The following is an 18,756-nucleotide window of genomic DNA, read 5'->3' as shown; positions in this document are numbered from 1 at the left end:
CCGATGAGCCAGTTCGCAGGTTGGCTTGGACAGCGATACCGTAACAATCGCTCCTTGACGGATTACGAGATCGCTGCAGATGTTCGAAAATTCGATTCGTCAGGCGTCACGCCACTTGATCAGGGGATCGTGTACCTTGATGACGACTACATTGAGTACGTCGACCGCCATTTCCTCTATCGTGGCTGGGGCGCGATGTGGGGGTGCGTGATCCTCGGTCTTGTATTGGTTTTCGTTCTGGCATTTGTGTATGCAACTCTCGCGATGCACGCCGAGGGAAAGTCCATTAGTTCTGAGATGACGATTACGGTCGGCGTCCTCTCTGTCCTCATGCTCGGTTTCGCTGCCTTCACCTACCGGATGCTTCTTGGTAGAGATATATTCAGATATCAGTACTACCCCATCCGATTCGATAGGCGTGAGAGGAAAGTCCACATCTTCGCAGGGGGGCGAAGGGGCGTAATTTCAGTGCCATGGTCAAGTGTCAATTTCGTCATTGGGAGGGACAAGCCTCTTGGGCCGGATGAAGGTGCCACGTATGACCTGCGTGGATTGGTCATGAAGGGAGATCAGGTCGTCCATACCTTTGCAGTTGGTTCGGATAGCGGGTCCAATCCTGGCATCACGCTCGCACATTGGGAAATGATCAGGCGCTTCATGGAGGATGGCCGCTCTGCACTTCCGTTTCCTCCGCTTCAGCTGTACACATCGGTGGCGCCAACGTTGCGAAATGCATTCATCATCCATGTGTCTTCCGCTGGCGCGGGACTGATGTGGATAGCGCTGCCCGTTACATTGCCTTGGGCGCTATTCCGTTTCCTGACAATGAAATTGTGCCGCAGGCCAGTCTGGCCAGTGGGGGTGATCAGGCGCGAGGTATCTGACGACTCGGGCGCAGCTCCGCTCCGTGCACCCGTCGTATACGGACGCGTGAATCGCGTGGAAGGTCGTGCCGATGAAATGGAGCGCTTCTGGAAGGACTCGATCACGGCAGCCAAGGCCCGTAACGATGAGATTCGTCAGCAGCTGCAGGCAACCTCGTTGAATGCGTGAAGTGGGCGTTGGATGCATGGCGTGGCATTCTCGCTCAGACGAGTGAGCGAGGATCACGGATGTACAGCGGCTGGATGCGCAGTTTCCCGACGGATCGCTTTCTCTCGGCGCAGGAGAGCGCCTCGCGTTTCGATCCTCGGGTCGCCGAGGAGGTTGCACCTGACGAACGTGCGTCGTTGGTTCATTTCAACTCGACCTACATCGATCTGATCGACCGAAGGTTCCGCCTGCGCGGAATGGTCTCGACCACCATGGTCCTGCTGGGGACGCTGGCCCTGTTCCTGTTCGGTTTCTTCCTGCTTTTCACGCTGGTGATCCCGAACCTGGAAGGCGACTTCTGGGACTGGGTGATGTACGCCATGGTCGGCGTGTGCGTGGTCGGTGCCCCGGTGCTGTTCTGGCACACGACGCTGCGCTACGAGTTCTTCACCTATGTCTGGTATCCGACACGGTTCAACCGGCGCAACCGGACGGTCTATTTCTTTACGGGTGGTGAAGAGGGCGCCGTATCCGTCCCATGGGATGAGGCCGTGTTCTACATCGGGCAGGGGACCAGCCAGGCCTTCCTGCGCGACCTACGCTGCAGCATCCTTGAGGATCGGGTGATCAAGCGCACCTTCGCGGTGGGCCATTACTTCGACGACGAACAGAAAATCCGCGGCATCTGGGAGTTCATTCGCCGCTACATGGAGCAGGGGCCGGCAGAGGTGGTCGATACCATCGAGGGTCGCCAGATGAATCTGTCCGTGACGCCGTCATGGCGCAACTGCTACCTGTTCGTGGTGGCCAGTCTCGGTCCCAGCCTGCTGGGCGCGCGCTTCATCCTGATGCCCTTGCTGCTGCCCTTGGTGTTGTGCAGATGGCTGGTCCTTCGATCCTGCCGCGCGCCCGTGTGGCCACAGTGGGTGGAAGACGAGTGTGCGATCGATGCCAACGATCCTCTTCGGCTCGTGGAACCCGAGGTGATGGCGCAGTTCGAGCCCGATCGGCGTCCGCTCTGAGCGGGCCCGTGCGGCAGGCCCCTGCCCGCGTCAGCAGGCAGGGCTGAGGATCACATCGCCGGGCAGGCCGGATCCTTGCCGCTCACCGCCGCACAGATCCTGCGCCGGCAGTCCACGCCTTTCAGTGACGTGGGGCTGGGGCAGCTGCGCAGCTGCGCCTGGATGTTGGATTCGGTTGAGGCGGACTTCTTGCTGGCCACGCGCTCGAACGCGGCGCGCTCATCTTCGGCGCGTTTGCGCTGGTCTGCTTCGATCTGGGCGATCAGATCATCCATGCTCTGAGGCTGGGCCTTGGCTTTTGCCTTGGCCTTGTCCTCTTCCTTGATGATGCCGAGCAGGGTGCCGAGCAGATTTTCATCGCCCTTGCCTGCGGTACCGGCGGCGCGACTGCTGCGTTCACCCGGCTGGGTGCCCCGTGCCCGCGTCGTTGCAGCGGTGCCGGTGGTTGCGGCAGCGCCCGCAGCAGCGGTTGCCGCGTCAGCGGCAGGAGCGGGTGGGCTCCCGGCGGTGGCCGGCAGCGCCGGCTCAGTCGGAGAAGCGGGTGCATCGACGATCATCGCGGCACCTTCACCCGGTGCCACGGACGGGGCGTCCGGGTGCCCGGTCACATGGCCGGTGTCGGGTGTCAGTGAATACTCGGACGGGTCGCTGTAGTCATTACTACCGGACAGACCCCAGGCGGTCAGCCCGGCGATGACGACCACGGCACTGGCCAATGCCAGCCACAGGACCGTACGGCGTTTGCCGCTGGACGGCGCGCGTGCGGCACGTGGCGACGCGGTTGCCTGCCGGCCCTCCATGTCTGCCAGAATACGGCCCGAATTCGGGGCCTGGCCCTTTGCCTGCGCTCCCCCTGAGAGCAGACTTGGCCGATTGATTCCGCCATTATTCAAGTGCATCCAGCCCTTGGTTTGAGTCGGCAACTGCCGAAGCGAATTTGCGCATTCTTAGTGAAAGCGGTTGGGGCGTCAACCAGATCGCGTGTCAGGGAGGACCGGTGTTGCCAATCGTGGTTGCTGCCATTGCCGTCGTACTGTTGGTGGCTGGCGTGTGCTGGGTACTGTTGTTCCCCGAGACGGTCGAATCGCTGCGTCAGGCGATCGCGAAGCGTCTGGGCGGATTCCGTCGTCGGGCGGGGCAGGTCGGTGACCGGGTCGGCCACGGCGCCACCCGCGTGCGCAGTGGGGTTCGTGAAGAGGTCGGAGCCGTGCACGGCGCACTGCGGCGCCACTGGCTCATTCTGGTTGTCGCCGCAGCGTTGCTGCTGATTCCTCCAATTGTGATATTCGTCACGCGGCAGACCGTGGTGCTGGAGGATTTCAGGGGCGATGATCTGGCGGAATCGAGTTCGATGGTCGCCCAGCTGCTACGCGGGGAGCGGCTGACGCCGCCACCGCCGCCGCCGCCGGAGGTGTTCACCACTGCCGAAGTGCGTCGTCTGCGGCCTGAAATCGTCACGGCTGATCGCAAATGGGGTCAGATCGATCCCGATCTGCAGCAGCGCGTGCTGGCCATCTATGAGGTGATGCGACGCCAGTACGGTTACGAAATGGTGCTGATCGAAGGCTATCGCAGTCCGCAGCGGCAGGCCGAACTGATGGCCGGTGGCAAGGCGACCCGGGCCGGTGCCTGGCAGAGCTGCCACCAGTATGGGCTGGGCGTGGACAGCGCACCCATCCGCGATGGCAAGCTGCAATGGGACATGGAAGATCCGTGGACCCGGCGTGGGTACTTCCTGTACGGCGAGCTGGCTGAACAGGCGGGCCTGGACTGGGGCGGAAACTGGCGGAGCATCAAGGACTATGTTCACGTGGAAATGACGGACCGCTGCCGCGCCGCCCGGGTGGCAAAGCGCGAGGAACTGTCCCGTCAAGGGTGATAACCGCACGGCGGTACTGGTATGGTTACGCCGATGGCCTGCGTCGTCGGGGGAACCGGGGGGCGATGGAACGCCGGGTCACACATGGATCAAGGAGCATGATGGATGGCACGACCGTTTATCGTCGTCGGTGACCCGCTCAGCCACGGAGGGACCGTGGTGGCGGGCACCGGACAGACCGACATCAATGGCAGGCCGGTGGCGCGCGTCGGTGATCGTGCGTTGTGCGCCGTGCACGGCGCCACCACCATTGTCAGTGGCGACGCGACAGTGCTCATCGACGGTCAGCCGGTGGCGCGCGACGGCGACCGCACCGCGTGTGGAGCGACGCTGGTCGCTTCACAGGCCATGACCGGTCTGCGTTGACCTGCGCGGTCGACAGGAGCAGCGCATGGAGCAGGGCAACTGATGGCAGGATGGCTGGGCAAAGCAGCTTCGGTGGTGATGATCTTCGTCGCCACCTGGGGCGCGACGATTCTCTACTGGCGCAACAGCGGCACGGTACCGACCGGCATGCAGATGCTGGCCTACCTGGGCCTGCTGCCCGTCGGCCTGAGCGGTGCCGGCTTCATGCTGCGTGGCGCCGCGCGCCGTGGCGTCGATGCGGCGCTGGACAAGGCTGCGGCCAACGATGGGGAGCCGACCAAGGGCAAAGGCGAAGCCGTCGCGACGAAGGTGATGGTGCCGCCGTCGGTGGCGTTGATTGCCGGTGGCCTCAGGCTGGGTGTGGATCTGGATGCCCAATCATGGCTGGCTGCTGCCGCTGCGCCGCCGCGTCCGACGCTCGATGGCCGCTTCCGCGACAACTACAACCTGCCGGTGCGCATGAGCGCGGCGCAGGACCTCGATGAGTTCCTGGTGCTGCAGGCCCGTCAGGACGGCATCGACACCGCAGCCCACGAACGGCGTGCGCTTGCCCTGCTGCAGCCGGTGCTGGAGGAACTGCTGGAGGCAGCATCCGCGGCGCTGCCGGAAATCATGGCTTCCGAGGAAGTGGTGGTGGCCGGTCTGCGGCGTCGCGACGAACAGCGCGTGGAGAACGTACTGAGCGTCGAGCTGCTGGTGCCGGGCAGTTGGTCCGATGCGCTGCGCCCCTGGGTGCAGACATGGCTGCTGGAGCAGGCGCGGATGGCAGGCATCGATGCGCGCCGCTTCGATGTCCGGGTCACCTCGCTGGACGGCGCACGCGAGGTGTGGCCGCACCTGCAACGGGTGATCGACGCACTGGATCAGGGCGAGCCACGCTGGCACCTGCTGGTGTCCGCGTCTTCTTCGATCGATGCCGCAATCGTTTCCTCATGGCAGTCCTCCGGTGTGCTGGCAACCGCACAGAATCCGGATGGCCGCATACCGGGCGAGGGTGCGGCCGGCGTCCTGCTGGCGAGCCGGGGCGTTGCCCATGAAGGCGACGCGCGGCTGTGGCGCCCGCAACTGGTACGCGCCGAGCAGATCGAGGCGACCCGGCCGGCCGAACAGCGCCGTCAGCTGGCGACGCTCGCTGCGCAGTGGCAGCAGACGCTGGGCCTGGAGGGCGCACAGGCCCAGTTCGTGCTGCATGATGCCGATCACCGGGGCGATCTGATGGTCGATGCCGCCGCCATCACGGCGTCGCTGGCTCCCGACCTGGACTTCAGTCCGCAGAGCCTGGCGCTGGCGATCAGCGCAGGCGAACTGGGCCCGGTGCTGCCGTTGGCGCAGCTGGCACTGGCCCGCGCACAGCTTGACCGCCAGGCCGAGCCGGTGCTGTTGCTCGGCGTGGCCGACAACCAGCAGCGACTGTTCGGCCTGGTCGACCCTCTTCCTTCCCCGACGCAGGCGGCCGATGCGCCGTCGGCCCCCTGACTTCCTGGATCCCTGCATGAGTTTGAGCAATTTCAGCTACTACCTGCGCGACTACCGTCTCTGGATGGTGCTCGGCCTGGTCGGTGCCGCTGCGCTGGCCCACTACGGTGAGGCCGAAGCACGGCAGATCGGCATCTGGGTGGCCATCGTGCTGGCCGGCCTGCTGGTGCTGGCGCTGCTGGTCTGGATCGTGAAGCGGATCCTGGCCCGTCGCGCGGCCAAGCGCGTGGAGGCGATGGTCAAGGATGAGGCGGACAAGGCGGTAGCCACCGCTCAACCCGCCCAGCGTGCCGATACCGAGGCGCTGCGCACGCGCATGATGGACGCGGTCAAGCAGATCAAGTCCTCGCGGATGGGCGTGCTGAAGGGCAACGCCGCGCTGTACGAGCTGCCGTGGTACGTGATCATCGGCAATCCGGCTGCGGGCAAGAGTACGGCCATCCTCAATTCCGGCCTGCAGTTCCCGTTCGAGGACAACCGCGGCAACGTGGTGCAGGGCATCGGTGGTACCCGCAACTGCGACTGGTACTTCACCACCAACGGTATCGTGCTCGACACCGCTGGCCGCTACTCGGTCAGCGTCGAGGACCGCATGGAGTGGCTGACCTTCCTCGGCCTGCTGAAGAAGAACCGCCCGCGCGCACCGATCAACGGCGTGATCATCGCCGCCAGCCTGGCCGAGCTGTCCGGCAGCAAGCCGGAGTTCGCGATCGAGCTGGCCAAGAACCTGCGCCAGCGCGTGCAGGAAATCACCGAGAGGCTGGAAGTGTTCGCGCCGGTGTACGTGCTGTTCACCAAGGCCGACCTCATCGCCGGTTTCAGCGAGTTCTTCCGCAACCTCGATCCCGGCGAGCGCGAGCATGTGTGGGGTGCGACGCTGCCGTTCGACGTGCATCAGCAGGGCGACGCGCTGGCGGCATTCGACAGCCATTTCGACGAGCTGGCCGAAGGCATCAAGGAAATGAGCCTGACCCACATGGCGATGCAGCGTGGCCGTGAAGTCTCGCCTGGGCTGCTGTCGTTGCCGCTGGAGTTCGTCGGCATCAAGCCGGCGCTGCGCACCTTCATCGCTACGCTGTTCGAGGACAACCCCTACCAGTTCAAGCCGGTGTTCCGTGGCTTCTACTTCTCCAGCGCACTGCAGGAAGGGCGTTCGGTGCATCACGCGTCCGAACGCGTCGGCCGCCAGTTCAACCTGGAGCGCGGGTCCAATGTCGATGAGGCGCCGACCGGCCATACCGCGTTCTTCCTCAAGGACCTGTTCCGCAAGGTGATCTTCGCCGACAAGGAACTGGTCCGGCAGTATTCCAGCCCGCACCAGAACCGGCTGCGCTATGGCGTGTTCCTGGGCGCAGTGGGTGTGCTGGCACTGGCGCTGGGCCTGTGGACCTGGTCGTACACCACCAATGCCCAGCTGGTGGCCAATGCCACCAAGGACCTGGATCAGGCCGTGCGCGTGCAGAAGGACCGCATGGACCTGAAGTCGCGCATCGACGCCTTGCTTCTGCTGCAGGATCGCATGGAGCAGCTGGACCGTTATGGCAAGGAGGGCGGCATCACCACCCATCTGGGCCTGTACCAGGGCACCGCGATCCGCGAGAAGCTGCTGCGTGAGTACAACCACGGCATGCAGCAGGTGATGCTGGCGCCGACCGTCTCCAATCTGGAGAACTATCTCGGCCAGGTGGTCGCCGAGCGCGACAAGCTTGGCCAGGGCAGCAGCGCTGCTGCCGAGAGCGAGGTGCTGTATCAGAACGCATCGCCGACCAGTACCAACGATGCGTACAACGCACTGAAGACCTACCTGATGCTGGGTAACCCGAAGTATGTCGAAGGTGCTCACCTGTCGCAGCAGCTGACCCTGTTCTGGCGCACCTGGCTGGAGGCCAACCGCGGCCAGATGAGCCGTGAGGAGATGGTGCGCGCGGCCGAGAAGCTGATGACCTTCTACGTAGCGCAGGCGGGCCAGCCAAGCTGGCCGCAGATACAGAACAAGGTCACGCTGGTGTCCGACACGCGTCAGGCGCTGGGGCAGGTGATGAAGGGGCAGCCGGCGATGGAGCGCGTGTACGCGCAGATCAAGGCACGTGCCGGCGCCCGCTTTGGAACCACCACCGTCGATAGCCTGGTGGGTGTGGAGCGCAACGGGCGCCTGATCAACGGCAGCTATGCGATTTCCGGTGCGTTCTCGCGCAAGGCGTGGGAAGAGTACGTAAAGGATGCGATCAAGGAAGCAGCCAATACCCAGCTGAGCACCACCGACTGGGTGCTGGGTACCACCGAGCAGAGCGATCTGTCGCTGGCCGGCAGCCCCGAGCATGTCTCGCGCGAGCTGGTGACCCTGTACAAGAACGACTACGCGCGCGAGTGGAGCAAGTTCGTGCAGGGCCTGAGCGTGGCCGAGTTCAGTACGTTCGACGAGGCGGTGGCCCGCATCAACAAGCTGGGTGATCCCGGCAACTCGCCGCTCCGTGTTCTGCTGGAGCGCATCAACGAGGAGACGGTATGGGACAACCCGCCGGCGCAGGCGCGTTCGAGCAAGGCGCGCAAGGGCTTCGTGGCCTGGTTCCAGCGCACCATCCTGCGCAAGGACCCGGCAGTGACGGCCGCCGCGCAGCCGGTGGGTCCGATCGGCAAGGCGTTCGAAGGCATCGCGCGGCTCACCAGTGAGCGCGGCGATCAGCCGGCAGTGATCACGGCCTACTTCGAGACACTGGGCAAACTGCGTGCGCGCCTGAATGCCATCAAGAGCCAGGGCGAAATCGGCGTGGGCACCCGCAAGCTGATGCAGGACACCTTCAGCAATGAAGGCTCCGAACTGAGCGCGGGCCTGGCGCTGGTCGACGAGCAGGTACTGACCGGGCTGGACGAGAAGCAGCGTGAAGCCCTGCGCCCGCTGCTGCTGCGCCCGTTGACCCAGACCTTCAGCGCCCTGATCCCGCCGACCGAAGATGAGGTCAACAAGACCTGGAAGGCGCAGGTCTACGACCCGTTCAAGGCACGCATCGGGCAGCAGTACCCGTTCAACCTCAACTCGGATGTGGATGCCGCACCGAGCGACATCGCCGGCATCTTCGGCGCCAGTGGCAGCATTGCCGCCTTCAACAAGGACGCGCTCGGCACGCTGGTGATCCAGCGCGGTCCGCTGCTGGAGACCCGCCGCTGGGCAGGGCAGGGTGTGAACCTGTCGGCTGAGCTGGTTGCCAACTATGGCAACTGGGTGAGCGGCTCTGCCGCCGGCGCGGCGCAGGACACCACGATCTTCGAGATCCTGCCGTCGCCGGCTGCCGGCGCGCTGGAGTACAGCATCGAGATCGATGGCCAGGTGCTTCGTTATCGCAATACCCCGCCGCAGTGGACCACCATGCAGTACCCGAACGCGGGTCAGGTGCCGGGCGTGAAGATCACGGCGGTGACCGGCGATGGTCGTACCGTGGAGGTATTCAGTGCACCGGGCGCGAACGGCTTCAACCGCCTGATGGCCGAAGGCGAATACGAGCGCCTGGATGATTCCAGCCGTATCACCTGGAACGGCAATGGTGTGGCCGTGACGGTGGAAATGCGCATCGTCCGCCGGGCCGGCAGCGGCAGCGAGGGCGGCGGTGACTGGCAGCGTGGCCTGCAGCTTCCCGAGCGGGTGGCCGGTGGTACCCCTGCCGCGCCCGCGCCGGCGGCCACCGCGCCTGCTGCGGCGCAGACCACGGGAGGTGCGCAATGAGCCGCGTCGTCAGTGCCGGAGTTTCCTACTTCGGCAAGGTGCCATCGCGCGGTGATTTCGTCCGCGCGGCCGACAATCACCAACTGCTGGGCTGGCTGGACCGGTGGGCGGGCGAGAGCCTGGAACTGCTGAGCCAGAGCCCGGACTGGAAGCAGCGCTACGACGAGGCACCGGAGATCCACTACGCGTTCCTGGGTTCTCGCAGCAAGATGGTGCTGTGCGGGCACTTCCTGGCCAGCCGCGATTCCTCCGAACGCCGCTTCCCGCTGCTGTCCGCGCTGCGCCTGGATGCGCCGGAACCGCTGCCGTTCATCGGCCGCAGCCCGCTGGCGATGTCCAACGCCTGGTCCGGACTGGCCCGCCTGGCACGCCAGGCCTACCAGGAAAGCGACGCGGCGCAGGCGCTGGCGCAGCTGGCGGACGCACGTTTCAGCATCAGCACCGATCCCGGTGACTACAACGGCAGCTTCCAGGACTTCCTGGAGAGCACGTCCGTGGCAGACCTCGAGTCGCGCCTGCGCGATTCCGGTCACGGCGAGGTGGCGCTGCGACAGGTGCTGCCGGCACTGGGCCTGCTGCTGCAGCCGGTGCTCAGCGGGGGCGATGTCAACATCGACAAGGCGCTGGTGTTTCCGCTGGTCCGTGACCCGGCCTATCGCCCACTGGTGGCGGCATTCTGGCTGGATCTGCTGTCCAGCTTCGTCTCCCGCGGCGATTTCGAACTGGCGGTGCTGATCCGCAACGACGCTGCGCCGAGCATGATCGTCGGTTTCAACGGCGCCGACCGCCAGGTGCTGCGTGCGGTGCTGGACCCGGCGGAAGCCGGCGACTTCCTGATCCGGATCCAGCATTCGGAATGGGTGGACGACTATCTGCGCGGCGATTACAACCTCAACCGCTTCGGCAGCTTCCTCGACCGTGACGATCTGGCCCTGGCCACCGCACGCAAGCTGTTCGGCGAGACTTTCCTGGGAACCTGATGATGCGCTTGTGCAACCCTCTCTCCCTTGCGTTGCCGCTGCTGCTCGCAGCCGTGCCGCTGGCCGCGCAGAACGCGCCTGCTGCGGCACAGGCTGCCACCGAACGACCGGTGGTGATCGAAGGCGTGGTGCCTGACCAGGCGACCAAGGCCAAGCTGCTGAACAATCTGCGTGCCGTGTATGGCGCCGAGCGCGTGGTCGACCGCATCCAGGTCGAGACGATCGCGACCCCACCGAACTGGGGCGATTACGTGGCGGGCATGATCAATCCCGGCTTGAAGCGGGTGTCGCCCGGCAAGCTGGAAGTGAACGGACAGGCAGTGCGGATCACCGGTGAGGTCGGCAACGAAGCGCTGCGGCAGCAGGTGGCCAGCGACCTGAGTCTGGCCAGCAATACCAGTTACACCGTGACCAACGCGCTGAAGGTCGGCTCGCAGCAGAACGTGCTGGACCAGACGCTGGCCAACCGCATCATCGAGTTCCAGAGTGGCAGTGCGCGTCTGACCCCGTTCGGCATGAGCATCCTCGACGAGATGGTCGCCAAGATGGCGCAGATGCCGGACAGCCGTTTCCTGATCATCGGCCATACCGACAATGTCGGGCAGCGCGAATCGAACCTGGCGCTCAGCCACGCGCGTGCGCTGTCGGTGAAGAACTACATGGTGTCCAAGGGCATTCCGGGCAGCCACATGGATGTCGTCGGCAAGGGACCGGACGAGCCGGTGGCGGACAACACCAGCAACGATGGCCGCGCACGCAATCGGCGCATCGAGTTCAAGATCCAGTAAACATGACGGGGATCGGGCCAGACCCGATCCCCGCACGAGCGTGATCCGCAGGCAGATCAGTCTTCTGGATTGACGTCCAGCATCTCTTCCATCTGTTCCAGCGTGCCGTGGTCCTTGATGACGCGCTTGAGCCAGACATGCAGCGGCATCTCGCCCCAGCGTGCGGCCTTCTCGGCGAGATAGGCCACGGGGCTGTGCGGTTCGGTCCGACGGAAGAACTCAGCGACCTGGCGCAGCTGCTGCAGCGCTTCCTTGCGCGAGCCGGGTGCACCCGCAGGGCCACGCGGTGCTGTCACCGGGACCGCTTCGGACGCGGGCGCCTCATGGCCGAACGATGCATCTTCAAAATCGTCGGAGGAGGCTTCGGTTTCACCATCGAGCAACACCCCGGCTTCGCGTGCGAAACGCAGCACGGTGCGCTGCAGGTGTTCAAGCTGCTCACGCACCGCGCTGAAGCTTGGGCCATCCAGCCCCAGGCGGTTGTCGACCGCGGCCTGCAGTTCGGCCAGGGCCTGGCTGCAGTCGGGCAGGTCGTCGGCCAGCTGCCGGTAGAACCCGTGCTGGGTATCGCGGCGGGCGGCAGTGAGAATGTCCAGGCCAGGGCGGCCGTCATCCTCTTCGCCGCTGTTGGCACGGGCATGGGCATGCTCGAAGTCGGCGAGGCTGAAACGCCCCTGCGGCGCGACGGCAATCGGCACGGAGCGCAGCCATTGCAGCGAGTTGGTCAGCAACCAGCTCAGGTTGCCGATGCGCTCTTCAAAATCGCCGTCAGGTGCCTGCGGATGCACGTCATCCCAGTAGCGGTCGCACAGGCCGGCGGTGAGCCGGTAGCCAGCGGCGAGGCCCTGGAATCCTTCCAGCTGGGTGGCGGCTTCGCTGAGCCACCCTGCCAGCCGCAGGTCCTTGGTCCGGGTCTGCAGCAGGTCGGTGGCATCGCGCAGCACGCTGCTCCAGTCAGCGTACTTGATGTCGGTCTGCCACGCCCCCTGGTCCAGGGTCGGGTCGTCGGCACGACGGTTTTCGATGATCCGATCGAATTCAGCCGAGAACGACAGGTCTTCACCGGTCGGGGCGTGTTCCGAAATCGGGGCCAGCAGGGCTTCCTGATCCAGCATGGCGGGTCTCGTTGGGGACTGTGGGCGATTCTAGCCCGCCGATGTGAACGCGGTCGCGGGATTGGTCCGTCCAGGCATGCCTGAATACGGAATGCCGTCAGTTATGTGACGAACAACGCACTTCTGCGGCGGTAGAGGCGTCGTGATTTTGACGAACACCGCAATCTGGTAGATTTGATGGCTGGAATCCGACGCCGCCGGGTAGGTGCAGGCGTCTTCACACTGGAATTGGCATGGATCAGCTGAACTACGTGATGACCCAGGTTGCCGGGCTCGGTGACGCGCAACGCCTGTATCGACTGCGGTCCGATGCACTGGAAGGGTGCACGGTGGAGCGGTGGCGCGGCGGTGATGCGCTCGGCCAACATGCCTGGACCGATGTCGATGTACTCGCCACGCGCGCTGATATCGCGCTGGACGCCCTGCCGGGCACGCGTGCGACACTGGTCGCGCAGATGGCCGATGGTGGTCAATGGCAGCGCAGCGGCCTGATCGCGGACGCTTCCTGCCTGGGCAGCGACGGTGGCCTGGTGCGCTACCGGCTGCAGCTGGTGTCATGGACGTGGTGGCTGCAGCATGCTCGGCACAGCCGCGTGTTCCAGGAACAGAGCGTGCGTGCGATCGTCGATGCCGTACTGGCAGGGCACGCTGGCATCGCTCGCTGGCGCTGGGCCGAGGGCGTCGACGCCTTCCTTGGCCAGCGCGTGCGCAGCTACTGCGTGCAGTACCGCGAGAGTGACCTGGATTTCCTGCAGCGCGTGCTCGCCGAAGAAGGCCTGGGCTGGCGTCTGTACGCCGATGAGGAAGCGCCCTGCGGCAATGGCATGGAGATCTTCGCCGACAGCGTCGCGCTGCCGGAAGATGCCACCAGCGCGGCTGCAGGCGTGCGGTTCCATCGCAGTGACGCCACCGAATCCAGTGACAGCGTGCAGGCCATTGGCCTGCGTCGGCGCCTGGCCAGTACTTCGATCAGCCTGCAGAGCGATGATTACCGCCAGGTACGCGCACTGGTGGCACAGTCGCCGATGGAGGGCGGAGGTGGCCAATCGTCGCGCGAAGACTACGATGCGGTAGGTGCCTACGCCTTCAGCGACAGTACCGCCGGTGCGCGCCAGGCCCGCCTGCAGGCGCAGGCGCGCGAATCCCACAGCCGTGGCTGGCAGGGGTCGGGTACGGTTCGCGGCTTCCAGTCCGGACAATGGCTGCGGCTGCAGCAGGCCCCCGGTGCGACACCGCCTGAGCTGCTGTTGGTGGCCGTCGAACATGCCGGCATCAACAATCTCCCTACCGATCTGCGACGAAGCCTCGATGACGCGCTGGGCGTGGCGCCGATCGATCCGGCCGACGCTGCGCTCTGGCAGCAGGCCGAAGCAACCGGGTATGGCAACCGTTTCGACGCGGTGGATCGCAGCCTGCCGTGGCGCCCGCTGCTGCAGGACGGTAGTGGCGCACGGCTGAATCCGCGCCCGACCGTGCCGGGTTACCAGACCGCTGTCGTGGTTGCTGGCGACGGAGGCGCCAGCAAGGACCTGCACGCAGACAGCCATGGCCGCGTGCGCGTGCGTTTCCACTTCCAGGAAGGCGAGGGCGGCGGAGCCAACGACAGCGCATGGTTGCGCGTGGCACAGCGCTATGCCGGACCCGGCGTGGGCAGCCAGTTCCTGCCGCGCATCGGTCAGGAAGTGCTGGTGGGCTTCCTCGACGGCGATATCGATCGGCCACTGGTGCTGGGCACCCTGTACAACGGACGTGGCGAGGCGGGCGTGGCACCGACGCCAGCCGGCGGAAGCGGCCAGAGCGACGTGTCGCTGTATGGCCAGGCTGCAGACATGCGCGGCAGCGCGCAGGCCAACCTCAGTGGCGGCCAGGCGCCGGCCTGGCATGCTGCCGGCATGGGGGACCAGGCGCATCGGCAGGGCGGTGCGCTGTGGGGTATCCGCTCGCGCGAGTGGGAAGGCGGGCAGGGCGCCAACCATCTGCTGTTCGATGACTCGAACCAGCAACTGCGCGCGCAGCTGGCCAGCAGCCAGCAGGTGTCACAACTGACCCTGGGGCACCTGCGTCACCAGGCAGACAATTATGTCGGCAGCCTGCGTGGCACCGGTTTTGAACTGCGCAGCGACGCGTGGGGCGCGGTGCGCGCCACGGCCGGTGCCTGGTTCACGGCGTACGGGCATCGGTCGACGGCACCTGCGGGCGAGGCAGTGCAGCCCGCTGCCTTGCTCACGCAGTTGCAGGCATTGGGCGAACGCTTCACCCAGGCCGCGCGTACGCACCTGACCAGCCCGTTGGCGATGCAGGAGGGCGCGCGCGCGCCAAAGCGCTCGGAGCTGGTTCCCGATCAGTCGCCGGTTCCCGCGCTGCTGGCGAGCGTACGCACCACCACGGGCGGTGATGGATTCGATATCGGCAAGAGTGGTGCGACCGAGCGCAAGTCGGATGCTGGGCAGGATCGCGTGCCGCATTCGGGTGATCCACTGCTTGGACTGGCCGCACCGCAGGGACTGGTGCAGGTGGCAGGCCAGGGAGTGCACTGGGGGAGCGGTGAAGGCCTGCTGTTGGCCAGTGGCGGTCATAGCGACACGGTTACCATGGGGCAGACCCGTCTGCATGCGGGGCAGGCGATCGGCGTGCTTGCGTCCGTGGTTGAGGGCGCAGCGGCCGCACCCACCGCGCTTGACGTCGTGGCCGGCACTGAAATGCTCGATATCCAGTCCCAGGCGGATGGGGTGCGCGTGCAGTCGCGTGGCGCTCTGCGCGGGGCCAGCGCGCAGGCGCCGGTGGAACTCGCCGCGGCCAATACGATCCACGTGGCGACGTCCGGGGGGGCCAGCCTGACCATTGCCGGTGGCAACATCACCATCGCCTGTCCGGGCACGATCAAGGTGCATGCCGGCAGCAAGTCATTCGTCGGCCCGGCGCAGCAGGGCTATCCGCTTCCCCAGTTCCCGCGCAGCAGCTGTAAGAGCTGCATTCTCGACGCCATGCGCCAGGGCACGCCGGGAGTGCTGGTGTGAATCGTTACGCCGTGATCGACAGCGCGCAGCGGTCGCACTTCCATGAGCGGCTGGAGCGTCTTGGCGCGCGCTACCGCTCGCTGTTCGAAGGCACGGCCGAGGCCGGCCTGCTGGATATTGCTCCCTTGCTGGTGGCTTGGACGGACAGGGACCTGCACGCGCAGCTGGATGCGGAGATCCGGCAGATGGGAGCGCAAAGGCCGGGCGTGACCCTGCTGTGGAGTGCACTGGAACTGGACGATCTCGCGAAGCGGTTGCGTGCTTTCCATCTGGTGAAGGTGCCCGAGAAGGGCGGTCGCGAGATGCTGTTGCGCTGGTACGACACCCGTATCCTGCCTGCACTGCTGGATCTGTTGTTGCCTGCGCAGCGTGCCGCCCTGCTGGAGGGCGTACAGCGCCTGCAGTACTTCGACCGCTACGGCGATCTGCAGGAATGGCCGCTGGCCGAGATGCTGGCCGGAATGGATGATGCCGGCCTGCCTGCGCTTCCGCCATTGCGCCTGGACGAAGACCAGTACACGCGCCTGCTGGACGCGTGCGAGCCGGATGTGGCCATTGCCCAGCTTCGCAGGGTCATCCCCGATGAGATCAAGCGGGTGCCGTATCGATCGCTGTACCCGTTCGTCGTCGACCTTATGCAGGATACGATCGCCCACGGTGTGAACCAGGTGGACGATCACGTGCAGTACCTGTTGCTGGCGTTGTACACCTCCGGCGCGTGCCGCGGCCATCCTGCCGTGCAGGCGCGTTTCGCGCAGCCTGCCGGGAGCTGTGAGGTGCCGTTCGCGGACTGGGCATCAGCGCTGCCGGAAGATATCTGGACGACGGGCGTCCCGCTGTGGGACCACACCGCCTCGCCTTTGCAGGCCGAGCCTGCACCCTCGTGGACGTGAAGGAAGAATCATGCGTTTGATGCGGACCCATCTGCTGGCGGCCCTGGCGTTGCTGCTCCTGTTGCCGGCATTGGCGGCCTGCAAGGGACGGACGGCCTCCACGCCGGTGGCCGTGCTCGGCTACAACCATACGGATGCCTACATTGCGCAGTTCCTCGTGAATGGCGGCAGTGGCGGGTCGGCCGATTCCCACTCGGAAGGCGGAACTGTCTGCTGCGTCGTGCTGCCTGATCGATGGACGCCGGACATGAAGGTGGAGATCGAATGGACCACGGATCTCGAAACGTTCCAGAAGAAGACCGTTGCGATTCCGAAGTACAACCAGCTCGGAAACCTGGCCGTCCATTTCCTGCGCAATGGCGAGATCAAGGTCTTCGTCACCAATCTTGTGCTCGGTCATCCCGACTATCCATTGACCGGCCCCGAGGCGCCCTTGCGCGAGGGCGAGAATCCAGTCTGGGAGCACCTTCGGCGCCCGCTTGAAAAGTGATCACGGGGCCCGGTCGCTCACCGGGCATCCGATCCGAATGCTTGGCGTGGGTGACAAGGACAACGATCCCGGCGGGGACCAGCAGCGAATCCAGGAGACAAGGACATGAGTGGACGCACGGCAACCGGCGCGCAACCAATGCCGGCAGATGGACGCAGAGCGCTGAGCGGCGCCGAAGCGCAGCAGCGGGCGCGGGCCATGGCGTGCATGCGCGAGAAGGGCTCCGAATGCCAGGGCCAGGTGCACGTAGGCATCTACTTCGACGGCACCGGCAACAACCGCGAGTGGGAAGGGACCTTTGTAACCGGCAAGACGCGCTCCCCCAAGACCCAGCTGGCCCGCAACGGTCACAGCAATGTGGCGCGCCTGTACGACGCCGCCCTGAAGGAGCGTGGCAACGGCTTCTTCAGCATCTACGTTCCCGGCGTCGGCACGCCATTCGCCGACGTCGGCGATACCAACCAGGATGGTGACACGCTGGGAGGCGGCGCCGCGCGTTATGGTGCGGACCGCATCCACTGGGCCATCCTGCAGGTCATCAATTCGGTACATCAGTACCTGAACGGTGGTGACCTGATCCAGCCCAACGAAGCCAAAGTACTGGTCGCCTCAATGAGCGAGACGCGGCTGCTGGAAGGCATGACGCGACGCGCGATGCTCACGGCGATCGCGCAGCGGTTGGAGCGCGTGGTCAAGGGGCACCAGCGCCGCGTCAAGTCGGTGCACGTTTCCGTCTTCGGCTTCTCGCGTGGCGCGGCACAGGCGCGGGCGTTCGTGCACCGGCTGTATGAGACGGCAGAAGCCTGGGGCAGCGGTTGCGGCTACAACATTGCCGGCATTCCGCTCTACCTGAACTTCATGGGCATCTTCGATACCGTTGCGTCGGTCGGCGTTGCTGCGATGAGCCGCGTCTCGAAGGGCAAGTGGGACTGGGCCGCCGGTGACATGATGAGCATTCACCCCGAAGCGCGCCAGAGCGTGCATTTCGCGGCCCTGCACGAGCAGCGGATCAATTTCCCGCTGGACCTGGCGACCAGCGGGAAGGAGGTGCTTTACCCGGGCATGCACTCGGATGTCGGTGGCGGCTACTCGCCCGGCGGCCAGGGCAAGGACTTCGTTTCCGGTGCCGCGAACGGTACCGCCAAGCTTGCGCAGATTCCGTTGATCGACATGCATCATGAGGCCGTCAAGGCGGGCGTGATAATGAAAACGATCGAGGAACTGGGGGCGCAGCCAGTGCTCGCCATGCATTTCGGCTGCCACCCGCAGCTGATCCGCGATTACAACGCCTGGCTGACCGGTCACGGTGTCCCCGGAGGCGCGCACACGCAGCAGATTGCAGGACATTGCCGGCAGTACGTTGCCTGGAAGGGCAAGCGGCTGCCGAATGGTCCACAGAGCGTGCTGCAACAGCCGTTCTTCAAGCAGTCCGATGTCGAGGATCAGGTGGATCTGGCCAATGCGCAGCGCGATTTCGCAAATCTGGTTGGAAAGCTGCGCAGGGGCAAGGAGGAGATGGCGGCCTACCGCAGGCAGCTGGACGAAAGCCAGAAGCGCATGGAGGCGGGTCGCAAGATCGGGCGTCCGGTATTTGAACCTACGCCGCGGGCCTCCCAGGCGGCTTACGACTACGCAAAAATCCCGGCCGAGACCAGCACTCTGCTTAACCTTGTGCTGGACGGTGCGCCGGTACCCGATGTGAGTACGGTGCTGTTTGACAACTACATGCATGACTCGCTGGCCGGCTTCTACATCGGGAAGTGGACGGAGCTGAATATTCCTGCCGTCAATACCTATGGCTACCTCCGCTATCGCGAGGTCTTCAGTGTGGCCGGCAGGAGGGCTCAGGAGTGCCGGGATCCGGCTACGCTGCCGCCAGCGAACATCCCCACCATCGGCGGCGCGTTCCAGCAGCTGGGCTCGGCAATGGGCGGGTGAGGCGATGCAGCGTCTGGAATGCCCGTTGCGCTTATGCGCCAA

The 18,756-nt window shown here is 65.3% G+C and carries 14 protein-coding genes; 12 read left to right on the top strand and 2 right to left on the bottom strand.

The window, feature by feature from the left end; all coding sequences use genetic code 11:
• Positions 1–3 precede the first annotated feature (3 nt).
• Positions 4–1,053, top strand: a complete 1,050-nt coding sequence (locus ACX9OW_RS06675; RefSeq protein WP_164151845.1) for a DUF6708 domain-containing protein — start codon at positions 4–6, stop codon at positions 1,051–1,053.
• 59 nt (positions 1,054–1,112) lie between these two features.
• On the top strand, positions 1,113–2,054 hold the full coding sequence (locus ACX9OW_RS06670) for a DUF6708 domain-containing protein (RefSeq protein WP_262218317.1): 942 nt from the start codon (positions 1,113–1,115) through the stop codon (positions 2,052–2,054).
• Positions 2,055–2,104: 50 nt separating this feature from the next.
• Here the strand turns inward: ACX9OW_RS06670 and ACX9OW_RS06665 are convergent, their stop codons facing one another.
• Positions 2,105–2,854, bottom strand: a complete 750-nt coding sequence (locus ACX9OW_RS06665; protein ID WP_253118604.1) for a hypothetical protein — start codon at positions 2,852–2,854, stop codon at positions 2,105–2,107.
• 197 nt (positions 2,855–3,051) lie between these two features.
• Between ACX9OW_RS06665 and ACX9OW_RS06660 the strand changes: the two genes are divergently transcribed.
• The 6 genes from ACX9OW_RS06660 (at position 3,052) to ACX9OW_RS06635 (ending at position 11,261) form a co-directional block, all read left to right on the top strand.
• Entirely contained in the window at positions 3,052–3,933 is an 882-nt protein-coding gene (locus ACX9OW_RS06660; protein ID WP_239519783.1) for a M15 family metallopeptidase, read from the top strand.
• Positions 3,934–4,038: 105 nt separating this feature from the next.
• Positions 4,039–4,299: a PAAR domain-containing protein gene (locus tag ACX9OW_RS06655; protein WP_053518398.1), complete on the top strand. Its 261-nt coding sequence runs from the start codon at positions 4,039–4,041 to the stop codon at positions 4,297–4,299.
• Between the two features lie 42 nt (positions 4,300–4,341).
• Positions 4,342–5,775: a hypothetical protein gene (locus tag ACX9OW_RS06650; protein ID WP_263174662.1), complete on the top strand. Its 1,434-nt coding sequence runs from the start codon at positions 4,342–4,344 to the stop codon at positions 5,773–5,775.
• A 16-nt stretch (positions 5,776–5,791) separates the two neighbouring features.
• Entirely contained in the window at positions 5,792–9,493 is a 3,702-nt protein-coding gene (tssM, locus tag ACX9OW_RS06645) for a type VI secretion system membrane subunit TssM (protein ID WP_459062096.1), read from the top strand.
• Positions 9,490–10,473: a type VI secretion system-associated protein TagF gene (gene tagF / locus ACX9OW_RS06640; protein WP_053518394.1), complete on the top strand. Its 984-nt coding sequence runs from the start codon at positions 9,490–9,492 to the stop codon at positions 10,471–10,473. Before tssM ends, tagF begins: the two co-directional genes overlap by 4 nt.
• 2 nt (positions 10,474–10,475) lie before the next feature.
• Positions 10,476–11,261 carry an OmpA family protein gene (locus ACX9OW_RS06635; RefSeq protein ID WP_111185953.1) on the top strand — a complete coding sequence of 262 codons (786 nt, stop codon included), beginning with the start codon at positions 10,476–10,478 and terminating at the stop codon, positions 11,259–11,261.
• 56 nt (positions 11,262–11,317) lie between these two features.
• On the opposite strand, the gene tssA is transcribed toward ACX9OW_RS06635, so the two are convergent.
• Complete coding sequence (tssA, locus tag ACX9OW_RS06630) at positions 11,318–12,376, bottom strand: type VI secretion system protein TssA (protein ID WP_065175277.1); 1,059 nt, start codon at positions 12,374–12,376, stop codon at positions 11,318–11,320.
• Between the two features lie 233 nt (positions 12,377–12,609).
• Between tssA and ACX9OW_RS06625 the strand changes: the two genes are divergently transcribed.
• From ACX9OW_RS06625 to ACX9OW_RS06610, 4 genes are all read left to right on the top strand, one after another.
• A complete protein-coding gene (locus ACX9OW_RS06625; RefSeq protein WP_368865476.1) occupies positions 12,610–15,393 on the top strand; it encodes a type VI secretion system Vgr family protein in 2,784 nt (927 codons plus the stop codon).
• Positions 15,390–16,286, top strand: coding sequence for a DUF4123 domain-containing protein (locus tag ACX9OW_RS06620; RefSeq protein WP_111185952.1), 897 nt, complete (start codon positions 15,390–15,392; stop codon positions 16,284–16,286). The genes ACX9OW_RS06625 and ACX9OW_RS06620 overlap by 4 nt, the downstream gene beginning before the upstream one ends.
• A 19-nt stretch (positions 16,287–16,305) precedes the next feature.
• The gene (locus ACX9OW_RS06615; RefSeq protein WP_111185992.1) at positions 16,306–16,776 is read left to right on the top strand and encodes a DUF3304 domain-containing protein; all 471 of its coding nucleotides are present in this window, start codon (positions 16,306–16,308) and stop codon (positions 16,774–16,776) included.
• 105 nt (positions 16,777–16,881) lie between these two features.
• Entirely contained in the window at positions 16,882–18,714 is a 1,833-nt protein-coding gene (locus ACX9OW_RS06610) for a T6SS phospholipase effector Tle1-like catalytic domain-containing protein (RefSeq protein ID WP_258391152.1), read from the top strand.
• Positions 18,715–18,756: the final 42 nt, after the last annotated feature.

This window comes from Stenotrophomonas genospecies 5 (genome assembly GCF_054473825.1).
This window is presented reverse-complemented; position numbering and strand designations above follow the sequence as displayed.

Coding starts and splice junctions, on each gene's coding strand:
- ACX9OW_RS06665 (WP_253118604.1), bottom strand. CDS start 2,854: ATGGAGGGCCGGCAGGCAACCGCGTCGCCACGTGCCGCACGCGCGCCG.
- ACX9OW_RS06610 (WP_258391152.1), top strand. CDS start 16,882: ATGAGTGGACGCACGGCAACCGGCGCGCAACCAATGCCGGCAGATGGA.
- ACX9OW_RS06675 (WP_164151845.1), top strand. CDS start 4: ATGAGCCAGTTCGCAGGTTGGCTTGGACAGCGATACCGTAACAATCGC.
- ACX9OW_RS06615 (WP_111185992.1), top strand. CDS start 16,306: ATGCGGACCCATCTGCTGGCGGCCCTGGCGTTGCTGCTCCTGTTGCCG.
- tssM (WP_459062096.1), top strand. CDS start 5,792: ATGAGTTTGAGCAATTTCAGCTACTACCTGCGCGACTACCGTCTCTGG.
- ACX9OW_RS06655 (WP_053518398.1), top strand. CDS start 4,039: ATGGCACGACCGTTTATCGTCGTCGGTGACCCGCTCAGCCACGGAGGG.
- ACX9OW_RS06650 (WP_263174662.1), top strand. CDS start 4,342: ATGGCAGGATGGCTGGGCAAAGCAGCTTCGGTGGTGATGATCTTCGTC.
- ACX9OW_RS06635 (WP_111185953.1), top strand. CDS start 10,476: ATGCGCTTGTGCAACCCTCTCTCCCTTGCGTTGCCGCTGCTGCTCGCA.
- ACX9OW_RS06625 (WP_368865476.1), top strand. CDS start 12,610: ATGGATCAGCTGAACTACGTGATGACCCAGGTTGCCGGGCTCGGTGAC.
- tagF (WP_053518394.1), top strand. CDS start 9,490: ATGAGCCGCGTCGTCAGTGCCGGAGTTTCCTACTTCGGCAAGGTGCCA.
- ACX9OW_RS06670 (WP_262218317.1), top strand. CDS start 1,113: ATGTACAGCGGCTGGATGCGCAGTTTCCCGACGGATCGCTTTCTCTCG.
- tssA (WP_065175277.1), bottom strand. CDS start 12,376: ATGCTGGATCAGGAAGCCCTGCTGGCCCCGATTTCGGAACACGCCCCG.